Source organism: Rhizobium sp. R339 (assembly GCF_002211395.1).
Taxonomy (GTDB): domain Bacteria; phylum Pseudomonadota; class Alphaproteobacteria; order Rhizobiales; family Rhizobiaceae; genus Rhizobium.
Map to the genome: position 1 here is coordinate 99,824 of NZ_LOKV01000024.1, position 18,991 is coordinate 118,814.

Here is an 18,991-nt window from a genome sequence, read left to right on the forward strand (position 1 = left end):
ATTACTTCGCGTTCAAGAACTCGCCGACCTCAAGCAGGCTGAATTCGTTGTTATCGGCCTTGTCGACGGCGCGGCCGGCCGAGAAGGGCAGGTTGTTGTCGTTGCCGATGATGATGTGGGTGGCGTCGACGCGATCGACGTTTTCGATGGTCACGAACGGCATGTCGTAGACGCCGTCCTTGCTTCCGGCCTTCTTCTTGTTGTCGGGATCCTGGATGCTCAGGAGATCGATATAGCCGATCTTGCGGACGGCCTTGCCGGCATTGGCGTCGTTGAACTCGATCTTGTAGACGCGCTTCAGCATGGCCGGAGCTTCGAAGCAGTCCGGCTTCGGCTGCTTCGGGTCGGCGCAGGCCTTGTCGGCAGTGCCGGCGCCGCTGTCGCGCTCGATGACGAGAGCGGTGGTGTCGTCAAGCATGTTGAAATCGCCGATCGACACGCCCTTGTCCTCGAACGGATAGAGCCAGCTGCGGCCGGTCCACTTCTTGGCGGCGACGTCGAACTCGATGACGCGGATGGCGGTGTGGCCGTCGACCGATTCCATCTGGCCGTCATCCTTGTAGATGGCGCCTTCGAGCAGGCCGTAGAGCTTGGAGCCGTCCTTCGACATGGCGAGGCCTTCGAAGCCGCCGGAGCGCTTCAGGTTGAAGACCGGCATCTTTGCGACCGGATTGCCCGGGAGCTGGATCAGCGGATTGTCGGGCGAAAGCACCGGCTTGCCGTCGAGCGTGGTCGGGATCACGTCGGTCAGGCGGCCTTCCGTGTCGACCTTCAGGAGGTAGGGACCGAATTCGTCCCCGAGCCAGAAGCCGTCGGCAACCGGCTGGATCGATTCGATGTCGAAGTCGGCGCCTGTGAGGTAGCGGGTATCCGTGCCTTCGAGCACGATCGGGAAGGGGGCGATCTTTTTCGGATCGGAAAGGAAGAGGTTCCTGACGACCTCGGGCTTGTGGGCGGCCCAGTCGAACTTCATCTGGTGCAGGAACAGCATGGAGTCCGAAGAATTGGCTTTCGAGCCGAAACCGTTGTCCGAGAGCGTCCAGAAAGTGCCGTCGGTCATCGTCTTGACGCCCGAGAAGCCCTGGATCGGCTGACCGTCGAAAGGAAGCTTCAGGTCGGTGACGCGGGCGCCGTCCTTGCCGGGAACGGTGCCGAGCGCCTCGGTGCGCTTGCGGTCCGCCGTCGTGAACTTGCCGGAATGCTTGAGGAACTCAGGAGCGTCGGCCGGAGCCGGAACCATCGTGTTGGCAGGCAGGATTGCCTGGCCGGCGAGCTTGGCCGGAAATTCCTGCTGGTCGGCCGAAGCGGAGCCGGCAATCAGAATGAAAAGCGATACGGAAGCAAAAAGGACGTTCTTCATAATATCCCCTGGGAACAGATGCCAATGCCTCCGCTTAACAGGGCTTCCGTGTCAGCGAATTGACGGTTGGGTGAAGCTTTGGTGACGTCAGGCCAAGCCCGTTGCTCAGCCGTGCAGAATGACTGCGGGTGTTTTCAGCACAGTCACCGCGCGTGAGGAAAGCGCCATGACACCGAGTGCCTGGCCACGTCCCTTCACCGCATGGATCCCGAGGTCTTCGCAGGAGATATCGTCGGGAAAGTGAATGCGCCGGGCAAGCTCGGACGAGATCAGGACATGCCGGTTCAGGCTGCGGCAGAGCGTTTCCAGCCGGGCGGTCGTGTTCACGGTGTCGCCGAAATAGCTGATCTTGTGATGATCGACGCCGACTTCCGCGGTGATGATCTCGCCGCCGTGAAGGGCGGCGCGAAGCTTCGGCACCTGCCCGTAGCTCTTCCGCCAGCCGGCGGCATTGGCCTCGATATCGGCAAGGATGTCGAAGATGCAGCGAACGCAGCGCGCATCCTTGATGCCGCGGGCAAGCGGCCAGGTGATGATCGCGGCATCGCCGACATAGTCGTTGATCATGCCTTTGTGGCGCCGGACGGGCTCGGCGAAAGTCGCAAACAATGAGCTCAGCAGCTGCTGCGCCCGGAGGTCGCCGTGCTTCTCCGCAAAGGCCGTCGAATCGACGAGGTCGATGAACAGGAAGACACGTTCTTCCTTGCGCGGATTGCGGTAGCGGCTGATGAGCATGCTGATGAATACCTCGCGGCCGAGCAACTCCCGCACGCGCAGGATGAAGATCAGCGCCGAGCAGACGGCAAGCGCATAGAGGAAGACATTGAAGGGCATGATGATGAGGTCGAGGAGCGACGTCGGCTTCAGCATGCCGAGCGCCCAGAGCAGCAGGCCGGCGCAGGCAAAGCCGATGCTCATCAGGATTTCGTAGATCACCAGCTCGGTGATGATGAAAACAAAGGTCGGCAGCTCCTGGATGCGCCTGTAGATCGTGCGAAACAGCACCTTGCGCTCGAAAGCCAGGATCGGCATGCCGATGAAGAGCGCGAAGATCGCTCCGATGACGGGCGTCTGATTGGAGTAGAACATCAGATCGTAGACGACGCCGCTGGCGGCCAGCACCAGCGCGATCAAGATCCAGTTCTGCGTCGGAGATATTTCCCGCATGCCGACTCTTCGTCCCGAAGTTTCCCAGTCATTGTTTCAGCTGGGAAAAAAGCGTCAAGCGAATTCGATTTGGTTTCAGAGGCTGACGGTCTCGACCTTCCGGCCGGCGAATCGCAATCCGATCTGGCCCTGGATCAGCTGCAGTGCCGGTTCGCCGAAGAGATCGCGCCGCCAGCCATGCAGCGCGGCGACGTCGGCCTTCTCGCCGTCGGCGGCGATCTTGTCGAGGTCCTCGCTGTTGGCGATCACCTTCGGCGCGACGCCGTGCTTTTCGGAGATCAGCTTCAGGAGCACCTTCAACAGCTCGACGGCGGCGGCCGCACCTTCGGGCGCCTGCGTCTGGCGCGGCACATGCGGCATCTCTGTCTTCGGAAGAGCGAGCGCCGCATTGACGGCTTCGACGACCGCGCCGCCGGCGGCCGAGCGTTCCCAGCCTTTCGGAATGGTGCGCAGGCGGCCGAGCGCCTCGGCGTCCTTCGGCTGCTGCTGGGCGATCTCATAGATCGCATCATCCTTTACCACGCGCGAACGCGGCACGTTGCGGGCCCGCGCCTCGCGCTCGCGCCAGGCAGCGACATATTTCAGCACCGCCAGCTCCTGCGGCTTGCGCAACCGCATCTTCAGCCGCTGCCAGGCATCGTCGGGATGCATGTCGTAGGTTTCGCGCGCTTCGAGGATGTCCATCTCTTCGCGAAGCCACGACGTGCGACCTTCGCGGTCGAGCTGCGCGCTCAGCGACAGGTAGACGTCGCGCAGGTGCGTGACGTCCGCCAGCGCATATTCCAGCTGCTTGTCGGAGAGCGGCCGGCGGCTCCAGTCGGTGAAGCGCGACGACTTGTCGATGTGGACGTTCTTGATGCGGCTCACCAGCTGGTCATAGGAGACGCTGTCGCCGAAGCCGCAGACCATGGCTGCGACCTGCGTATCGAAGATCGGATGGGGGATGAGGTTGCCGCGATTGAAGATGATTTCGATGTCCTGCCGCGCGGCATGAAAGACCTTCAGCACCTTCGTATCGGCCATCAGCTCGAAAAAGGGAGCGAGATCGATGCCCTTGGCCAGCGGATCGACGAGAACTTCCATCGTCGGGCTCGCCATCTGGATCAGGCAGAGCTCCGGCCAGAAGGTCGTTTCGCGCAGGAATTCGGTGTCGATGGTAATGAAGTCGGACTTGGCCAGCTCTTTGCAGGCGGCCGCCAAATCGGCGGTGGTTTCGATCATATCATTTCATTCGCAAGGAAAAGGTCGGTTGAACCTTCCTTCTCCTTTCGGTTCGATATGTCAATACAACAGCATAAGCTTCCCGCACCGTTGGCTAAGAATCACGTCCAAACTGTGGCAAACCGAACCTCAGCTCACTCTGAGATAGCTCGTCATGCCCGTCTTCTGGTGCTCGATGATATGGCAATGCAGCAGCCAGTCGCCGGGATTGTCGGCGACGAAGGCGAGCTGCACCTTTTCGTCCGGCTGAATGAGATAGGTATCCGAGACCAGCGGCATCACCGCCCGCGTCGAGGAGGAGATCATTGTGAAGCTCATTCCGTGCAGATGGATCGGATGCGCATGCGGCGTGGTGTTCTCCAGATTGAAGATATAGCTCTTGCCGAGCTTCAATTCCGCAAGCGGTGCGGTCGGATCCGGCGTGTCGCCCGGCCACGGCACCTTGTTGATTGCCCAGAAGCTGTAGCCGAGCGTGCCGCAGATGCTCTCGACGGCGGCATTCTCCGCGGTGGCGCTCAGAACCAGCGGGATCTGCTCGGCGGCGGAAAGATCGGCCTTCGGCACGGGATTTTCGGCGAGCAGAGCCAGATCGCCGATATTGCGTTTCAGCGACTGTCCGATGGCGCGCAGGCTGGCGATCGTCTTCGGCGTCGTGCCGCGGATATCCTCGAGCGTCGCGACGGCGCCTTCGCCGTCAGGCATGCGCACGGCAAGGTCGAGCCGCTGGCCCGGTCCGATCTGCAGCAGGTCGAGCGGGAAGCGCTTCGGCACCGGATTGCCGTCGATCGCGATAACAGTCGCATCGGCGCCTTCCATCTTCAGCGAGAAGATGCGCGTCACGTCGGTGACGGCGATGCGCAGCCGCACCAGCCCGCCGGCCGGCGCGTCATATTGCGGCTCCCGGTGCCAGTTGGCGGTGCGCACCGTGCCGTAGGTGCCGGTCTTGGCGGCGTCACGCGGCCGGAAGGGCGCAATGAACTGGCCGTCGCCGCCGATCCGCCAGTCGCGCAGGTTCAGCACCACCTCCGCGTCGAAGGCTGGATCGGCCGGATCCTCGACGACTATGACGCCGGTCATGCCGTGCCCCATCTGCGTCAGCGTATTGCAATGCGGATGATACCAGAAGGTGCCGGCATCGGGCGGCGTGAAGGCATAGTCGAAGCTGTCGCCGGTATAGACGTAGGGCTGGGTCATGAAGGGCACGCCGTCCATGCCGTTGTCGATGCGAAGCCCGTGCCAGTGGACTGTCGTCGGTTCGTCGAGCTTGTTGATCAGCCGCGCCGCATAGGGTCGTCCCCTGGTCATCCTGAGGGTCGGCGGCATGCCGCCCTGGCCCCAGCTCATGATATCCCGGGTCGGTCCCGCCTCGGTCAGCATCGCCTCGGTCTTCAATGCCGTCAGCACCTGCGGCTCCGGCGCTGCCTCGGCAAGCCCGAATTTACCGGCAATGCCGATACCGGCGCCATAGGCGCCCGCAACGGCGGATGCCTTCAGCAGGTTGCGGCGGGTCAGCAGAGGCATGGGGCGCTCCAAGATGAGAATGCGTCCTTTTAAAGTTGACCGGCATTTTCATCAATATGGAAGGCGCGGGCCAAACTGCCGCAGCGTTGACGCCGCAGCCTCGCCATAAACCCGTGCCAAACACCCGGCTGCGCGCGCCAAGCCTTGACAAATCGGACCGTCCATGCGCTTTTCCGCCCGATTTTCTTGTCGGCGCTTGAGGGTCTTTGAGCCCTTGCAGCCGTCTCACCACATGCCAGGATTTGAGATCATGCATCGCTACCGCAGCCACACATGCGCCGCCCTCCGCAAGACGGATGTCGGCTCGACCGTCCGCATCGCCGGCTGGGTCCACCGCGTTCGCGACCATGGCGGCGTTCTCTTCATCGACCTTCGCGACCATTACGGCATCACCCAGGTCGTTGCCGATCCCGACAGCCCGGCCTTCAAGCTGGCCGAGACCGTGCGCGGCGAATGGGTCATCCGCATCGACGGCCTCGTCAAGGCCCGCACCGAAGACACCGTCAACAAGACCATGGCGACCGGCGAGATCGAACTCTACGCCCAGGAAATCGAAGTGCTCTCCGCCGCCAAGGAGTTGCCGTTGCCTGTTTTCGGCGAGCCGGATTATCCGGAAGATGTCCGCCTGAAGTACCGGTTCCTCGACCTGCGCCGCGAAACCCTGCACAAGAATATCGTCAAGCGCACCCAGGTGATCTCGGCGATGCGCCGCGAAATGGGCACGGCCGGCTTCACCGAATATACGACGCCGATCCTCACGGCATCCTCGCCGGAAGGCGCGCGCGACTTCCTCGTGCCGAGCCGTATTCATCCCGGCACTTTCTACGCGCTGCCGCAGGCGCCGCAGCAGTACAAGCAGCTGCTGATGGTCGCGGGCTTCGACCGTTACTTCCAGATCGCGCCGTGCTTCCGCGACGAAGACCCGCGCGCCGACCGCCTGCCGGGTGAATTCTACCAGCTCGACCTCGAAATGAGCTTCGTGACCCAGGAAGACGTCTGGAACACGATGGGCCCGCTGATGACCAAGGTGTTCGAGGAATTCGCCGAAGGCAAGCCGGTCACCAAGGAATGGCCGCGCATCCCCTATGACGAGGCGATCCGCAAATATGGTTCGGACAAGCCGGACCTGCGCAATCCGATCGTCATGGAAGCGGTGACCGAGCATTTCGCCGGCTCCGGCTTCAAGGTCTTCGCCGGCATGATCGCCTCCAACCCGAAGGTCCAGGTCTGGGCGATCCCGGCCAAGACAGGCGGCTCGCGCGCCTTCTGTGACCGCATGAACGCCTGGGCGCAGAGCCAGGGCCAGCCGGGCCTCGGCTATATCTTCTGGCGCAAGGAAGGCGACAAGCTCGAAGGCGCCGGTCCGCTTGCCAAGAACATCGGCGAGGAGCGCACCGATGCGATCCGCACCCAGCTCGGCCTCGATGACGGCGACGCCTGCTTCTTCGTCGCCGGCGAGCCGGAAAAGTTCTACAAGTTCGCGGGCGAGGCGCGCACCAAGGCCGGCGAAGAGCTGAACCTCGTCGACCGCGACCGCTTCGAATTGTGCTGGATCGTCGACTTCCCCTTCTTCGAATGGAGCGAGGAAGAAAAGAAGGTCGACTTCGCACACAACCCGTTCTCGATGCCGCAGGGCGGCCTCGACGCGTTGCAGAACCAGGATCCGCTAACGATCAAGGCCTTCCAGTATGACGCGGTCTGCAATGGCTTCGAAATCGCTTCCGGTTCGATCCGTAACCAGTCGCCTGAAACCATGGTCGCTGCCTTCGAGAAGGTGGGGCTCAGCCAGCAGGATGTCGAGGATCGTTTCGGCGGCCTCTACCGCGCCTTCCAGTACGGCGCCCCGCCGCATGGCGGTGCCGCTTTCGGCATCGACCGCATCATCATGCTGCTCGTCGGCGCGAAGAACCTTCGCGAGATCTCGCTGTTCCCGATGAACCAGCAGGCCCAGGATCTTCTGATGGGCGCGCCGAGCCCGGCAACGCCGACGCAGCTGCGCGAACTCTCGATCCGGCCGATCCCGCCGGTCAAAAAGGACTGACGGTTTTGTCAGCGTGAATGCAAAAGCCCGGCGATGCTGTCGCCGGGCTTTTTGCTGTCTCGGTCGCTCACAGTTCCGCGTAGATCGCTTCGCGAAGATCGACCGTGAATTTGCCCCACATGCCTTCCAGCGTCGTGTTCGTCAGCGCCACGACGGTCAATCCGTCGACCGGGTCGATGAACCAGCTGTGACCGTAGACGCCGCCCCATTTCAGCGTGCCGACCGGGAAGGGGACGCCTGCCTCGGCTGGATCGGTGAGAACGGACCAGCCGAAGCCAAAGCCGGAACCGGGCTCGTGTCGCTGGCGGTGGCCGCCGGCCTGGTCCGTCATCATCATCCGCACGGTTTCGCTTGAGAGCAGCGGTGCGCCGCCCTTGCGGATGGTTTCGAGGATGGTCAGCACGTCAGCCGCCGTTCCCGCCATGCCGGCGCCGCCTGAATGATAGGAGGCGGGATCGAAGATACGGTTCGGCGCAAACCGGATGGGACCCATCAGTGACATCACCACGGCATTCTCGCCCATGAGCGCCGGTTCCGGCGAAGCGTTCATATAGGCGGCCGCAAGCCGGCTTCGGTCACGAACGGAAAAGGCGGTATCTGTGAGTCCCAATGGCCCCGTCACCAGTTCAGCAACGCTTTCGCCCAATGGCCGGCCGGTCTCCGCTTCGATGACGCCGCCTAAAACGTCCATGGCAAGCGAATATTGCCAATCGCTGCCCGGCGCGAAACGCAGCGGCACGCTGGCGATCCGCCTGAGATTTTCGGCGAGCGGCAGTCCCGGTTGGTCGAGGCCGTCTGAAACGCCGGCGCTGATATAGGGACCGCCGTCTTCTTCGGAGAAGCTGTAGCCGAGCCCTGATGTATGGGTCAGCAAATGGCGGATGCGGATGGTTGCGTCGCTGCCGTCAGCCAGCCTCGGCCGGAAGTCCGGCAGCCATCGCGTCACGGCGTCGTCGAGCCCGATCCTGCCTTCCTCGACGAGCCGCATCGCGGCGATGGTGACGATCGGCTTGGTGATGGAGGCAAGCCTGAAGATGGTGTCCTCGCGCATCGCCAGACCCTTCTCGCGATCGGCAAGACCGGCGGCGCGGCGGTGGACGATCTCTCCGTCGCGGGCGACGACCACTACCGCTCCGACCAGCCGCTTTTCGTCGAGCGCATTTGTGATTGCCGCGTCAACAGCCGCGCCAAGGGATGAATGCCGGTTGGTATCTGCCTTTTCGAGGGGAAGACTCATCAGATTAAACCTTCTATAATCACAATGACCGTTCCTGAATATAGCAAGCCGTCTCGAAATTCTAGAGTGATCATTGTGAAAAATAGTGCCGACGTGAAAAACACTCCCGCCCGCCGCCGCGGCCGCCCGCCGGCTTTCGACCGCGAGACGGTTCTGTCCGCCGCCCGCGAAACCTTCTGGGCGCACGGATATGAGGGCGCGTCGATCGCCGATCTCACGGCTGCCATGGGCATCACGCCGCAAAGCCTTTATGCCGCCTTCAATTCGAAGGCCGATCTTTATCGCGAGGCGCTGCAGCAATACCGAGGGCTCGGCGCGAGCACTTTTTCAGCGCTTGCCGAGCCGATCGACACTGTCTCCGCCTTCGAGCGTATCTTGCGGGGATCGGCCGCGATCTTTTCCGCGCCGGAACATCCGAAGGGCTGCATGATCTCGACGGCGGTGCTGAACTGCGCCAGCGAGAACGACGCCATTGCCGATCATGTTGCGGCGCTGCGCCGCCAGTCGCTGAGTGCCTTTACGGTGAGAATCGAGCGCGGCATGCGCGACGGCGATATCAAGGCCGGAACCAATGCCCGCGCCCTGGCGCGATTCCTCGCCGCTATCGTCCAGGGAATGTCGGTGCAGGCGAGGGACGGCGCGTCCTATGAGGAATTGCTCGACATAGCAGCCCTCGCCATCGCCGAGATCGCCCGCCACCGTGCCTGAAAACGAAAAGGGCCTGACGGTCGTGACTGACACCAGCTGCTGGGGTCAGTCACACGCTGCCAGGCCCTTCAATAGTGAAACCAGTCGATCAGTCGTTCGCCGAAACCTTGACGCCGAGCACCTGCGGCAGCGTGTTCGGAGCGCCCATGGCAGCGCCGACGATCGTGGGGAACGGTACCGGCTTTTCAGGAGCGGCCTTCACCGTCAGGCTCTTCGGGTCGTCGAGGAAGGTGTTGACGGCAGCCGACACGGCGTTCTGCAGCTCCGGCACATTGAACTGCGCCAGCATGATCGGGGTCATCGCCTTCAGCGAGTCCGCCATCTGCTGGCCCGAAATGTTCTGCTGTGCGCCGGCATAATCGAGCGCGCGCTTGGTGATCGAGGCATCTTCGAAGCGTACCTGTGCGCCCTCGAAGGAGAGCTGCTGCATCAAGCCGAGCATGGCGAGACCGAGCGCTTGCTGCGCCTGTTCCTTGTTCGGATTGGTCTCGGATTCCTTCATCGCATCCTGCAGCGACTTCACGAAGGCCATCGTATAGCCAGAGATCTTGAAGCCGAGATTGAGCTTGCCGATATTGTTGAAGTCCAGGGCGAATTCCGAAATGTCGATCGTGCCCGGCGCGAGTTCCCAGGCGCCCTTCATGGTAATGTCACCCTGAACGTGCTGAAGGGCGAGCTTCTCGATCGCATCCTTGCTCTGCGGGTCCTCGGCCTTACTGAGATCGGCCTTCATGCTTTTGAAGGCGCCATCGAAATCGAAGCCGGATTCGTCTTCGCGCAGCGTCAGATTCATATCGCTTTCGAGCACGGAGAAGACTTCCGCACCATCCTTGACCACCTTCAGCGGACCGGTATGAGCGTTCTCGTAGAGCATCATGGTATCGAGCGAGTCACCGCCCGGCGTTGCCGGAACCGAGATGCCGCCGAGCGTCAGCTCCTGCGCCGTCACCGTGACGCCTTCCTTCGTCGTGTTGATGTCAGGGAAGGCGGCTTCTTCGATGTAATAACCGCCGTCTTCGTCTTCTTCCACGCCGGAAAGGGTGACTTCGCCGATGGCGAGACTTTCGCCGCCGGTCGGCTTGACGCTGACATTCTTCAAAATCACGGTCGTGCCGTCGATATCCACGCCGTCAGCCGAAATCGTTCCGCCCTGTTCGGCATAGGCGGCATTGAGCTTCTTCAGCAAGTCGGCGCCGTCGAGAGCGAAAGCCGAGCCGGCGAGCGAGAAAAAGGCTGCGCTCGACAGCATCAGCCGCGTTGTCCGGTAAAAGTTCATGGGGTGATTCCTCTGGTGGCGTGTGGCGGTTTGGAAATCTGCAGTTACGCTACTACGGATTAGGCCGGCTTTATATTGCAGCCCACTAATTTTTTGTTGAAGGGAAGGGCAAACGAAATCGAAATTGCGGCGAACAGCTTGTCTCATCCTTCAACGTTGGCCGGAAGACTTCATCCACAGCTGCAATAGGCTGGATTCCTTGCCCCCCGGGCTCTTCTGAGCTAGTCAAGGCCTATGGGACAAGAGATTTTGCCGCCTTCCGGCGGAGACGACGACAACATTCAACCGGTCGACCTCAAGGCGGCGCTCGAGCAGCGCTATCTCGCCTATGCGCTGTCGACCATCATGCATCGCGCCCTGCCTGACGTGCGCGACGGACTGAAGCCCGTTCATCGCCGCATTGTCTATGCGATGAACGAAATGGGGCTGCGGCCGACTTCGGCCTTCAGGAAATGCGCCAAGATCGTCGGCGAAGTGATGGGTAACTACCATCCGCACGGCGACCAGTCGATCTACGATGCGCTTGCCCGTCTCGCCCAGGATTTCTCGCAGCGCTACACGCTGGTCAACGGCCAGGGCAATTTCGGCAATATCGACGGCGACAGCCCCGCCGCCATGCGTTACACCGAATCGAAGATGACGGCGGTCTCGGAACTGCTGCTCGAAGGCATCGATCAGGATGCCGTTGATTTCCGTGACACCTACGACGAATCGAATTCCGAGCCGGTCGTCCTTCCCGGCGCCTTCCCGAACCTGCTCGCCAACGGCTCTTCCGGCATCGCCGTCGGCATGGCGACCTCGATCCCCTCACACAATGCCCACGAGCTTTGCGACGCCGCCCTGCACCTGATCAAGCATCCCGATGCGACCGTCGAGAAGCTCATCGAGTTCATTCCCGGCCCGGATTTCCCGACCGGCGGCATCATCATCGACAGCCGCGAGAGCATCATCGAGAGCTACCGCACCGGCCGCGGTGGTTTCCGCGTCAGGGCGAAATGGCAGACCGAGGATCTCGGCCGCGGCGGTTACCAGATCGTCATCACCGAAATTCCCTTCCAGGTGCAGAAGTCGCGGCTGATCGAAAAGATCGCAGAGCTGCTGATCGCCCGCAAGCTGCCGCTCTTGGAAGACATCCGCGATGAATCGGCCGAGGACATCCGCGTCGTCCTGGTGCCGAAGAGCCGCAGCGTCGATCCGACGATCCTGATGGAATCGATGTTCAAGCTGACGGAGCTGGAAAGCCGCTTCCCGCTGAACATGAACGTCTTGTCCATGGGCCGTATTCCCAGGGTCATGGCGCTGAACGAGGTGCTGAAGGAATGGCTGGATCACCGCCGCGAAGTGCTGCAGCGCCGTTCGCGCTTCCGCCTGGCGGCGATCGAAAAACGTCTCGAAATCCTTGGCGGTTTGCTGATCGCCTATCTCAATATCGACGAGGTGATCAGGATCATCCGCGAGGAGGATGAGCCGAAGCCGGTCATGGTGGCGCGCTGGGATCTCACCGACAATCAGGTCGAGGCGATCCTCAACATGCGGCTGCGCTCTCTGCGCAAGCTCGAAGAGTTCGAGATCCGCAAGGAGTTCGACGAACTCACCAAGGAAAAGGGCGAGATCGAAGCGCTGCTTGCCTCCGACGACAAGCAGTGGCAGACGGTCGCCTGGGAAATCGGCGAGGTGAAGAAGAAGTTCGCCAAGGCGACCGAGGTCGGCCGCCGCCGCACCCAGTTTGCCGATGCGCCCGAAGCCGACGAGGAGGCGATCCAACAGGCGATGATCGAGAAGGAGCCGATCACCGTCGTCATTTCCGAAAAGGGCTGGATCCGCGCGCTGAAGGGCCACATCGCCGATACGGCGACGCTGACCTTCAAGGAAGGCGACGGCTTGAAGGTGGCCTTCCCCGCGCAGACGACCGACAAGATCCTGATCGTCACGACCGGCGGCAAGGCCTTCACCCTTGGCGGCGACAAGCTGCCGGGCGGCCGCGGCCACGGTGAGCCGCTGCGCATCATGGTCGACATGGATAACGACCAGGCGGTGCTGACCGCTTTCGTGCACGATCCCTCGCGCAAGCAGCTAATCGTTTCGACCGCCGGCAACGGCTTCGTCGTGCCGGAAGCCGAACTCGTCGCGAACACCCGCAAGGGCAAGCAGATCATGAACGTCGCGCTGCCCGAGGAAACACAGCTGCTCGTGCCCGTCACCGGCGACCATGTCGCTGTCGTCGGCGAAAACCGCAAGCTCTTGGTCTTCCCGCTGGTGCAGGTGCCGGAAATGTCGCGCGGCAAGGGTGTGCGCCTGCAGCGTTACAAGGATGGCGGCATCTCCGACGTTCGCTGCTTCGCGATCGCAGATGGCCTCGTCTGGGAGGACAGCGCCGGCCGCACCTTCACGAAGAACAAGGACGAGCTTGCCGAATGGCTGGCCGATCGCGCCACCGCCGGACGCACCGTGCCGAAGGGCTTTCCGCGCAGCGGCAAGTTCGCCGGCTGAGTTCGCAGCCGCTCGTCTCTTACAGAGACAAGCGCGCCGTAACACCTAGATTTGCTGCATAAGTAAATTCCGCGCTCCGCTCTTGGCGGGCGCGGGAACTTCTCTATCTCACTCCTGTTATCAAAAATAAGAGAAGGCCGGTTCCGTGGGCGGACGGTGCGGCTGTGACCCGTGCGCTTCGGGAAAGGCGCGCGTGCCCTTAAAGGAGGAAAATCGATGCCCGCCGCGACCATCAAATTGCATGTCAGCCACACCTACAAGGCGCCGCCCGCTGCCGTTTACGACGCTTGGCTCAATCCCGAAATTGCCCGCCGTTTTCTGTTTGCGACTGATGACGGCCATGTCATCCGTGCCGAGATCGATCCGCGCGTCGGCGGCCGTTTCTTCATCGTCGATCGTCGCCCGACCGGCGATGCCTTCCATCAGGGTGTTTTTCTGGAGCTGAAACGCCCTCGGCACATGGCCTTCAGTTTCTCGGTCGAGGAGCACGACCATAATTGCGACCGCGTCGAGATCGACATCGAACCTCTCGGCGGCGGCAGCCGCCTGACGCTGACCCACGAAATGTGCGCCGAATGGGCCGAACACGAGGAAAAGACCCGCCGAGGCTGGGCGCATGTCGTCGAAGGTCTTGGCAGGGAGCTGGAGGAGCAGCAGCTGAAGGCTACGGGGTGAGCGGTACGCTGAAATCCCGAAGGAAGCGGGTCGCGCCTTCCTCATCGATCTCGCCGGCGGCGACGTCTAGCACAAATGCGATAACCTGCGCGTTATCGGCATCGATGATGTAACCGTTGACATAGAGAAAAGTAAACGCGGCGAGATAGCCGGTGCGTTTGTTTCCATCCACGAAGGGATGGTTTCTCACAATGCCGTAAAGATAGGCTGCGGCGAGTACGAAGATGTCGGTTTCGCCATAGGCAGCTTTATTGAGTGGGCGTGCCAAGCTTGTCTCCAATGCATTTGCATCCCGTAGGCCCGACAAACCGCCATGTTCGGCAATCTGCTCAGCATGCATATTTTCGACCGCTTGGCGACTGAGCCATTTCAGCCGTATCATTTCGCGAGTTCGCGGAGCGCTACCCGATATTTTTCCATGCCGATGCGGGCCGCCCGCATTTGTTCAGCCAGATCTGCTGATTCCGGCACGAGGTGGATATTGCCCTCGATCTCCTGCAGTTCAAGGCTGTCACCACTGCTAAGGCCCAATCGCTGCAACACCTCCTTGGGGATGATGACACCCTCGGAGTTTCCGATTTTGCGGATCGTGACGTTCATCGCTCTATCCTCTGCGTGGTAACGGCGTTATAACATGGGCGCGGAAACCCGGCAACACCTATTCCGGGGCCTGCCTGACGTTCTTCCCTCGCACCATCCAGACCGAATGCCCGGCGATCGCCGTCACCAGGATACCACCGCCAACCAGTGTCATTGTCGCCGGCGTTTCCGCAAAGATCAGCCAGACCCAGATCGGGGCGAGAACGGTTTCGAGCAGATAGAACATGCCGACCTCGGGCGCGGAAAGATAACGTGGCCCGGTCGCGAGGCACCAGAAGGCGACCGGCATCATGATGGCGCCGTTGAAAAGGATCCAGCCGGGATGGTCGATGGAAAGCCCCGAGGGCAGAGCTTGCGCGAGCCCGAGCGCGGTCGGCAGGATGGCGGCAAGCAGTGGCACGAAGCCCATTTCCCGGCGTGAAGCTCGCCCGATGGTGATGGCTGCGGCAAGAATGAGCGCGCTGAGTAGCGCCATGGCGTCGCCAAAGAAATGGCCGCTGGAAAGCCCTTCGCGCACGATCAGTCCGACGCCGAAGATCATGAAGAGCATGGCGATCAGCGTCGCGGCCTGTGGCTTCTCCTTGAGGAAAATCCAGGAGAGAAGCGCCCCGAACATCGGGTTGAAGGCGACGATGAAAACGACATTGGCTGTGGTCGTGTTGAAGACGGCGAGCACGAAGGTCAGCGACGAAATACCGTAGAGCAGACCCGTCATCAGGCCGGGCCGCCCGGGAACGAGGACCGGCCATCTGCCCGAGGCAAGGCGCATTGCCGCGAGGATGACGAGCGTGGCGACAACGGTGGCCGCACTTCGCACCCCCAGGACCGACCAGATGTCGCCCTCGCCGAGGCGGACGAGCGGAATATCCATTGAAAGCGCCAGGCCGCCGATCGCCGTCAGCAGCAGGCCCTTCCGGTGGTCGGAAAGAGCGGTGGGAAAAGACATTCAGTCGTGGGTGCTTTCGGGCATCGTGGAGGGATCGAAACGCTCCCAGCCGCGCGGCGTCAGATGCTCCTGCGGCTGGAAACGTGTTTTATAGTCCATCTTTCGTGACCCTTGCACCCAATAGCCGAGGTAGACATGCGGCAGGCCGAGCGCCTTGGTGCGCCTGACATGGTCGAGAATCATGAAAGTGCCGAGCGAACGCCGTTCGAGCGCCGGGTTGAAATAGGAATAGACCATCGAAAGCCCGTCGCTCATCGTATCGGTCAGCGCAGCGGCGAGCAGTTCGCCCTTCGGCCGCTCCTCCAGCCCCGAGCCTTCCTCGCGCCGGCGGTATTCGATGATTCGCGTGTTCACATGCGTATCTTCCACCATGATCGCATAGTCGAGCACCGTCATGTCGGACATGCCGCCCTGCTGGTGGCGGAAATCGAGGTAGCGCCGGAAAAGCGAATATTGCTCGCTGGAAGGCTGGGCAGCGAACTCGGTGGTGATGACGTCGGAATTGGCGGCGAGCACCCGCTTCATCGATTTCGTCGGCTCGAATTCCTGGGCGAGAATTCGCACGGAAACACAGGCGCGGCAGGACTCGCAGGCCGGTCGATAAGCAATGTTCTGCGAGCGGCGGAAGCCGCCCTGCGTCAGGATGTCGTTCATCTCGGCGGCGCGCGGGCCGACGAGATGGGTGAACACCTTGCGCTCCATCTCATGCGGCAGATACGGACATGCAGCCGGTGCCGTCAGATAAAACTGCGGGGATGGCGTCGTCTGCGTATTCATTTGTCGCGGAAGTTTCCTTGTCGAGACAGTGCCGTTTTCTGACAGCATGACCTAAGAATAGAAAACGTCAACAGCGGGGCGGTTTCCGCCCTTCATTTCAGTCTTCTAATTTTAGATATGGAGCCCTGCAACACCCGGCAAAGGGAAGGCGGAGACTTTATTTCGTCTCCGCCGCGGGTTTCAGGCGGTGCGCACCGTCACTGTGCCGACCAGCAGATCATGGATGAGGCGGCTGCGCTCGGTAAACAGGCCGACAAGCAGGATGAGCGGCGTCAGCACCGAATTGAGGATCCAGAACAGCGCCAGATGTACGACGGCCGTCAGGAAATCCAGCGGCCGTCCATCGACGCGCATCATCGCGATCCCCATCGCACGCATGCCGAGCGAGGCCTGGCTCGATCCGCCGACCGTCAGGCCGAAGTAAATGCCGGCGACGATGACGAAGAGGGCAGGGTAGAGAAAAAAGCCAAGCCCGAGCGTGAGGATCGACAGGAAGAACAGCACGACCGCTGCGGGAATCCAGAGCAGCGCCACGATGATATAATCGAGGATGAAGGCGAAGACACGGCGGCTCAACACGCCGCTATAGGCGCGCCAGTCCTCCGGTGCGGCATAAAGCGGGTTGGGGTTGTAGCTCATCTCAATCTCCTCAGGAAAAGCGATGCCGCTGATATGGTGTCAGCAAGACGAAATACAATCATCCCCATCCCAATCAGCGTTTGCTGAGGATTTTCGCCACCTCGACCGCGAAATAGGTGAGGATGCCGTCGCAGCCCGACCGTTTGAACGACAGCAGCGTTTCCAGCATCGCCCGCTCGCCGTCGATCCAGCCGTTCATCGCCGCCGCCTTGATCTGGCTGTATTCGCCGGACACCTGATAGGCAAAAGTCGGCAGGCCGAAGGCCTCCTTCATGCGCCAGCAGATGTCGAGATAGGGCAGGCCGGGCTTGACCATCAGCATGTCGGCGCCTTCCTCGACGTCGAGGGCGGCGTCGCGGATCGCTTCGGTGCCGTTTGCGGGGTCTATATAATAAGTCTTCTTGTCGCCCTTCAGCAGTCCGCCGGTCGAGATCGCCTCGCGATAGGGTCCGTAAAACGCGGAGGCGAATTTTGTCGCATAGCTCATGATGCCGACGTTCTGGTGGCCGGCCGCATCGAGCGCCATGCGGATCACGCCGATGCGTCCGTCCATCATTTCCGACGGCGCGATGATGTCGGCGCCGGCATCGGCCTGCATCACGGCGGCGCGCGCCACCTGATCGACCGTCTCGTCATTGACGATCTCGCCGCCTCTCAGGATGCCGTCATGGCCGTGGCTGGTGAAAGGATCGAGCGCGACGTCGGTGATAACGCCGATATTGGGCACCGCCTTCTTGATCGCCGCCGTCGCCTGGTTGATCAGGTTGTTGGCTTCGAGGCTGTTCGAGCCCGTCTCGTCGCGCAGCTCCATCTCGATATTCGGGAAGGTCGCAAGCGCCGGAATGCCGAGATCGGCCGCTTCGCGCGCGGCTTCGACGGCCGTGTCGATGCTCATGCGGTTGACGCCGGGCATGGCCGGGATCGGATCGATAATGCCGGAGCCCGGCACGATAAAGATCGGCCAGATCAGATCGTCGACCGTCAGCCGGTTCTCCTGCACCAGGCGGCGCGTCCAATCCGCCTTGCGGTTGCGCCGCATGCGGCGATGGCCGGTGATTTCGTCGACGAGATGCGTCCTGTCCTGCATGATATCTGTCCCTGGCCCATTCCATTTATCGGAGCGCTCATTATCATGGCGCCCGGAAAATCCAAACCGGACGATTGGCCGCGGCGGAAAACCGCTCGTAACGATAGAACCCCGAAACCGAAGTTTGCGCTATGGAAACCGACTCTCCGACGATACCGAAACGCACGCTGGCGGATCTTCTCTTCATTCTCTTCCTCCGGCTGGTGGCGGTATCCTGCTTCTGGTTCGGCCTGCAGTATTGGGCGATGCTCGTCGGCTATTCGCTGGTCGGCAGCGGCCGCTTCGATCTTTTGAGCCTGCCGTGGAAGGTGGCGAGCACCAGCCTTGCCGTGCTGTTCCCCGTCGCTTCCCTCGGCCTCTGGCTGACCGTCTCATGGGGTCCCGTCATCTGGGTGCTGGCGGCCGGTGGCCAGATCGTCATGCATGGGCTGCTGCCCGAGATCTTCGGCTCCAACCAGCTGATCATCCTGCTGCATGCCATGGTCGCCGTCGTCTATTGGATTTTCCGCCTGCTGCTCTGGCTGGAAAAGCGCCGGCACCGCCGCCAGGTAAGCGTTGATTTACCCTGAGACAACGTGGGGTTTCCAGTAAGGCTCCGTTAAGCCTGCGGTTTAAGTCGAATTTTATATGTATTCGATAGGGTCTCACTCAAGGCGGGAAGAAAACGACACCGCCAAACAAACAGTGAGGCAGTCAATATGAATACGAAAATCAAGCCGCAGGCGGTATCTAACTTCCGTGACCAGCAGGATCAGGGCATCCGTGATCTTTACATGGAATCCCTTCATCTTGTCGAACGTCTTCACCGCCGTCTTCTCGACGTCATCAAGGACGAGTTCGACCGTCAGGGCCGCAGCGACGTCAACGCCATCCAGGCGCTGCTCCTTTTCAACATCGGCAACTCCGAGCTGACCGCCGGCGAGCTGCGCTCGCGTGGCTACTATCTCGGCTCCAACGTTTCCTACAACGTCAAGAAGCTGGTCGATCTCGGCTTCATCAACCACCAGCGCTCTCGCATCGACCGCCGCTCGGTCCGCATCAGCCTGACCGAAACCGGCCAGGACATCGCCGAAACCGTCGCCAAGCTCTACGAACGCCACATCGCCTCGATCGACAAGGTCGGCGGCATCGGCACCGACGAGTTCACCCAGATGAACAAGCTGCTGCAGCGTCTCGACCGCTTCTGGAATGACCAGATCCTATATCGCCTGTAATCTGCTAAGCCCTTTTCCCTGAGGGCTTATTA

Annotated in this window: 18 protein-coding genes; 6 read left to right on the top strand and 12 right to left on the bottom strand. The window is 61.5% G+C overall.

What is annotated here, in order from left to right:
- Position 1 precedes the first annotated feature (1 nt).
- The 4 genes from ATY76_RS23240 to ATY76_RS23255 form a co-directional block, all read right to left on the bottom strand.
- A complete protein-coding gene (locus ATY76_RS23240) occupies positions 2-1,360 on the bottom strand; it encodes an esterase-like activity of phytase family protein (protein ID WP_088677068.1) in 1,359 nt (452 codons plus the stop codon).
- 105 nt (positions 1,361-1,465) lie between these two features.
- Positions 1,466-2,527 carry an adenylate/guanylate cyclase domain-containing protein gene (locus tag ATY76_RS23245; protein WP_088677069.1) on the bottom strand — a complete coding sequence of 354 codons (1,062 nt, stop codon included), beginning with the start codon at positions 2,525-2,527 and terminating at the stop codon, positions 1,466-1,468.
- A gap of 75 nt (positions 2,528-2,602) precedes the next feature.
- On the bottom strand, positions 2,603-3,748 hold the full coding sequence (gene rnd / locus ATY76_RS23250) for a ribonuclease D (protein ID WP_088677070.1): 1,146 nt from the start codon (positions 3,746-3,748) through the stop codon (positions 2,603-2,605).
- 129 nt (positions 3,749-3,877) lie between these two features.
- The gene (locus tag ATY76_RS23255) at positions 3,878-5,269 is read right to left on the bottom strand and encodes a multicopper oxidase family protein (RefSeq protein WP_088677071.1); all 1,392 of its coding nucleotides are present in this window, start codon (positions 5,267-5,269) and stop codon (positions 3,878-3,880) included.
- Between the two features lie 250 nt (positions 5,270-5,519).
- Between ATY76_RS23255 and aspS the strand changes: the two genes are divergently transcribed.
- Complete coding sequence (gene aspS / locus ATY76_RS23260) at positions 5,520-7,310, top strand: aspartate--tRNA ligase (RefSeq protein ID WP_088677072.1); 1,791 nt, start codon at positions 5,520-5,522, stop codon at positions 7,308-7,310.
- A gap of 67 nt (positions 7,311-7,377) precedes the next feature.
- Here the strand turns inward: aspS and ATY76_RS23265 are convergent, their stop codons facing one another.
- Positions 7,378-8,547, bottom strand: coding sequence for a serine hydrolase domain-containing protein (locus tag ATY76_RS23265; RefSeq protein WP_088677073.1), 1,170 nt, complete (start codon positions 8,545-8,547; stop codon positions 7,378-7,380).
- 66 nt (positions 8,548-8,613) lie between these two features.
- Between ATY76_RS23265 and ATY76_RS23270 the strand changes: the two genes are divergently transcribed.
- On the top strand, positions 8,614-9,255 hold the full coding sequence (locus ATY76_RS23270; RefSeq protein ID WP_088677074.1) for a TetR/AcrR family transcriptional regulator: 642 nt from the start codon (positions 8,614-8,616) through the stop codon (positions 9,253-9,255).
- A gap of 88 nt (positions 9,256-9,343) precedes the next feature.
- On the opposite strand, the gene ATY76_RS23275 is transcribed toward ATY76_RS23270, so the two are convergent.
- Positions 9,344-10,531: a hypothetical protein gene (locus tag ATY76_RS23275; protein ID WP_088677075.1), complete on the bottom strand. Its 1,188-nt coding sequence runs from the start codon at positions 10,529-10,531 to the stop codon at positions 9,344-9,346.
- A 234-nt stretch (positions 10,532-10,765) separates the two neighbouring features.
- Here ATY76_RS23275 and parC point away from each other — a divergent pair, with 234 nt between their 5' ends.
- Positions 10,766-13,021, top strand: coding sequence for a DNA topoisomerase IV subunit A (parC, locus tag ATY76_RS23280; RefSeq protein ID WP_088677076.1), 2,256 nt, complete (start codon positions 10,766-10,768; stop codon positions 13,019-13,021).
- Positions 13,022-13,237: 216 nt separating this feature from the next.
- Positions 13,238-13,696 carry an SRPBCC domain-containing protein gene (locus tag ATY76_RS23285; protein ID WP_088677077.1) on the top strand — a complete coding sequence of 153 codons (459 nt, stop codon included), beginning with the start codon at positions 13,238-13,240 and terminating at the stop codon, positions 13,694-13,696.
- On the opposite strand, the gene ATY76_RS23290 is transcribed toward ATY76_RS23285, so the two are convergent.
- The 6 genes from ATY76_RS23290 to hemB form a co-directional block, all read right to left on the bottom strand.
- On the bottom strand, positions 13,686-14,078 hold the full coding sequence (locus tag ATY76_RS23290) for a type II toxin-antitoxin system death-on-curing family toxin (RefSeq protein WP_088677078.1): 393 nt from the start codon (positions 14,076-14,078) through the stop codon (positions 13,686-13,688). The two genes, ATY76_RS23285 and ATY76_RS23290, sit on opposite strands and share 11 nt — an antisense overlap.
- Entirely contained in the window at positions 14,075-14,296 is a 222-nt protein-coding gene (locus ATY76_RS23295) for an AbrB/MazE/SpoVT family DNA-binding domain-containing protein (RefSeq protein WP_088677079.1), read from the bottom strand. Before ATY76_RS23295 ends, ATY76_RS23290 begins: the two co-directional genes overlap by 4 nt.
- 58 nt (positions 14,297-14,354) lie before the next feature.
- Positions 14,355-15,242 (bottom strand): DMT family transporter, encoded by an 888-nt coding sequence (locus ATY76_RS23300; RefSeq protein ID WP_088677080.1) that lies wholly within the window; start codon positions 15,240-15,242, stop codon positions 14,355-14,357.
- Positions 15,243-16,019 carry an arginyltransferase gene (locus ATY76_RS23305; RefSeq protein ID WP_088677081.1) on the bottom strand — a complete coding sequence of 259 codons (777 nt, stop codon included), beginning with the start codon at positions 16,017-16,019 and terminating at the stop codon, positions 15,243-15,245.
- Between the two features lie 180 nt (positions 16,020-16,199).
- A complete protein-coding gene (locus tag ATY76_RS23310; RefSeq protein WP_088677082.1) occupies positions 16,200-16,658 on the bottom strand; it encodes an RDD family protein in 459 nt (152 codons plus the stop codon).
- Between the two features lie 73 nt (positions 16,659-16,731).
- The gene (hemB, locus tag ATY76_RS23315) at positions 16,732-17,745 is read right to left on the bottom strand and encodes a porphobilinogen synthase (RefSeq protein ID WP_088677083.1); all 1,014 of its coding nucleotides are present in this window, start codon (positions 17,743-17,745) and stop codon (positions 16,732-16,734) included.
- 131 nt (positions 17,746-17,876) lie between these two features.
- On the opposite strand from hemB, the gene ATY76_RS23320 reads away from it, so the two are divergent.
- Together ATY76_RS23320 and ATY76_RS23325 are read left to right on the top strand one after the other, a co-directional pair.
- Positions 17,877-18,314, top strand: coding sequence for a DUF6163 family protein (locus tag ATY76_RS23320; RefSeq protein WP_088677084.1), 438 nt, complete (start codon positions 17,877-17,879; stop codon positions 18,312-18,314).
- 129 nt (positions 18,315-18,443) lie between these two features.
- Positions 18,444-18,959 carry a MarR family winged helix-turn-helix transcriptional regulator gene (locus ATY76_RS23325; protein ID WP_008522155.1) on the top strand — a complete coding sequence of 172 codons (516 nt, stop codon included), beginning with the start codon at positions 18,444-18,446 and terminating at the stop codon, positions 18,957-18,959.
- The last annotated feature ends 32 nt before the right edge of the window (positions 18,960-18,991 follow it).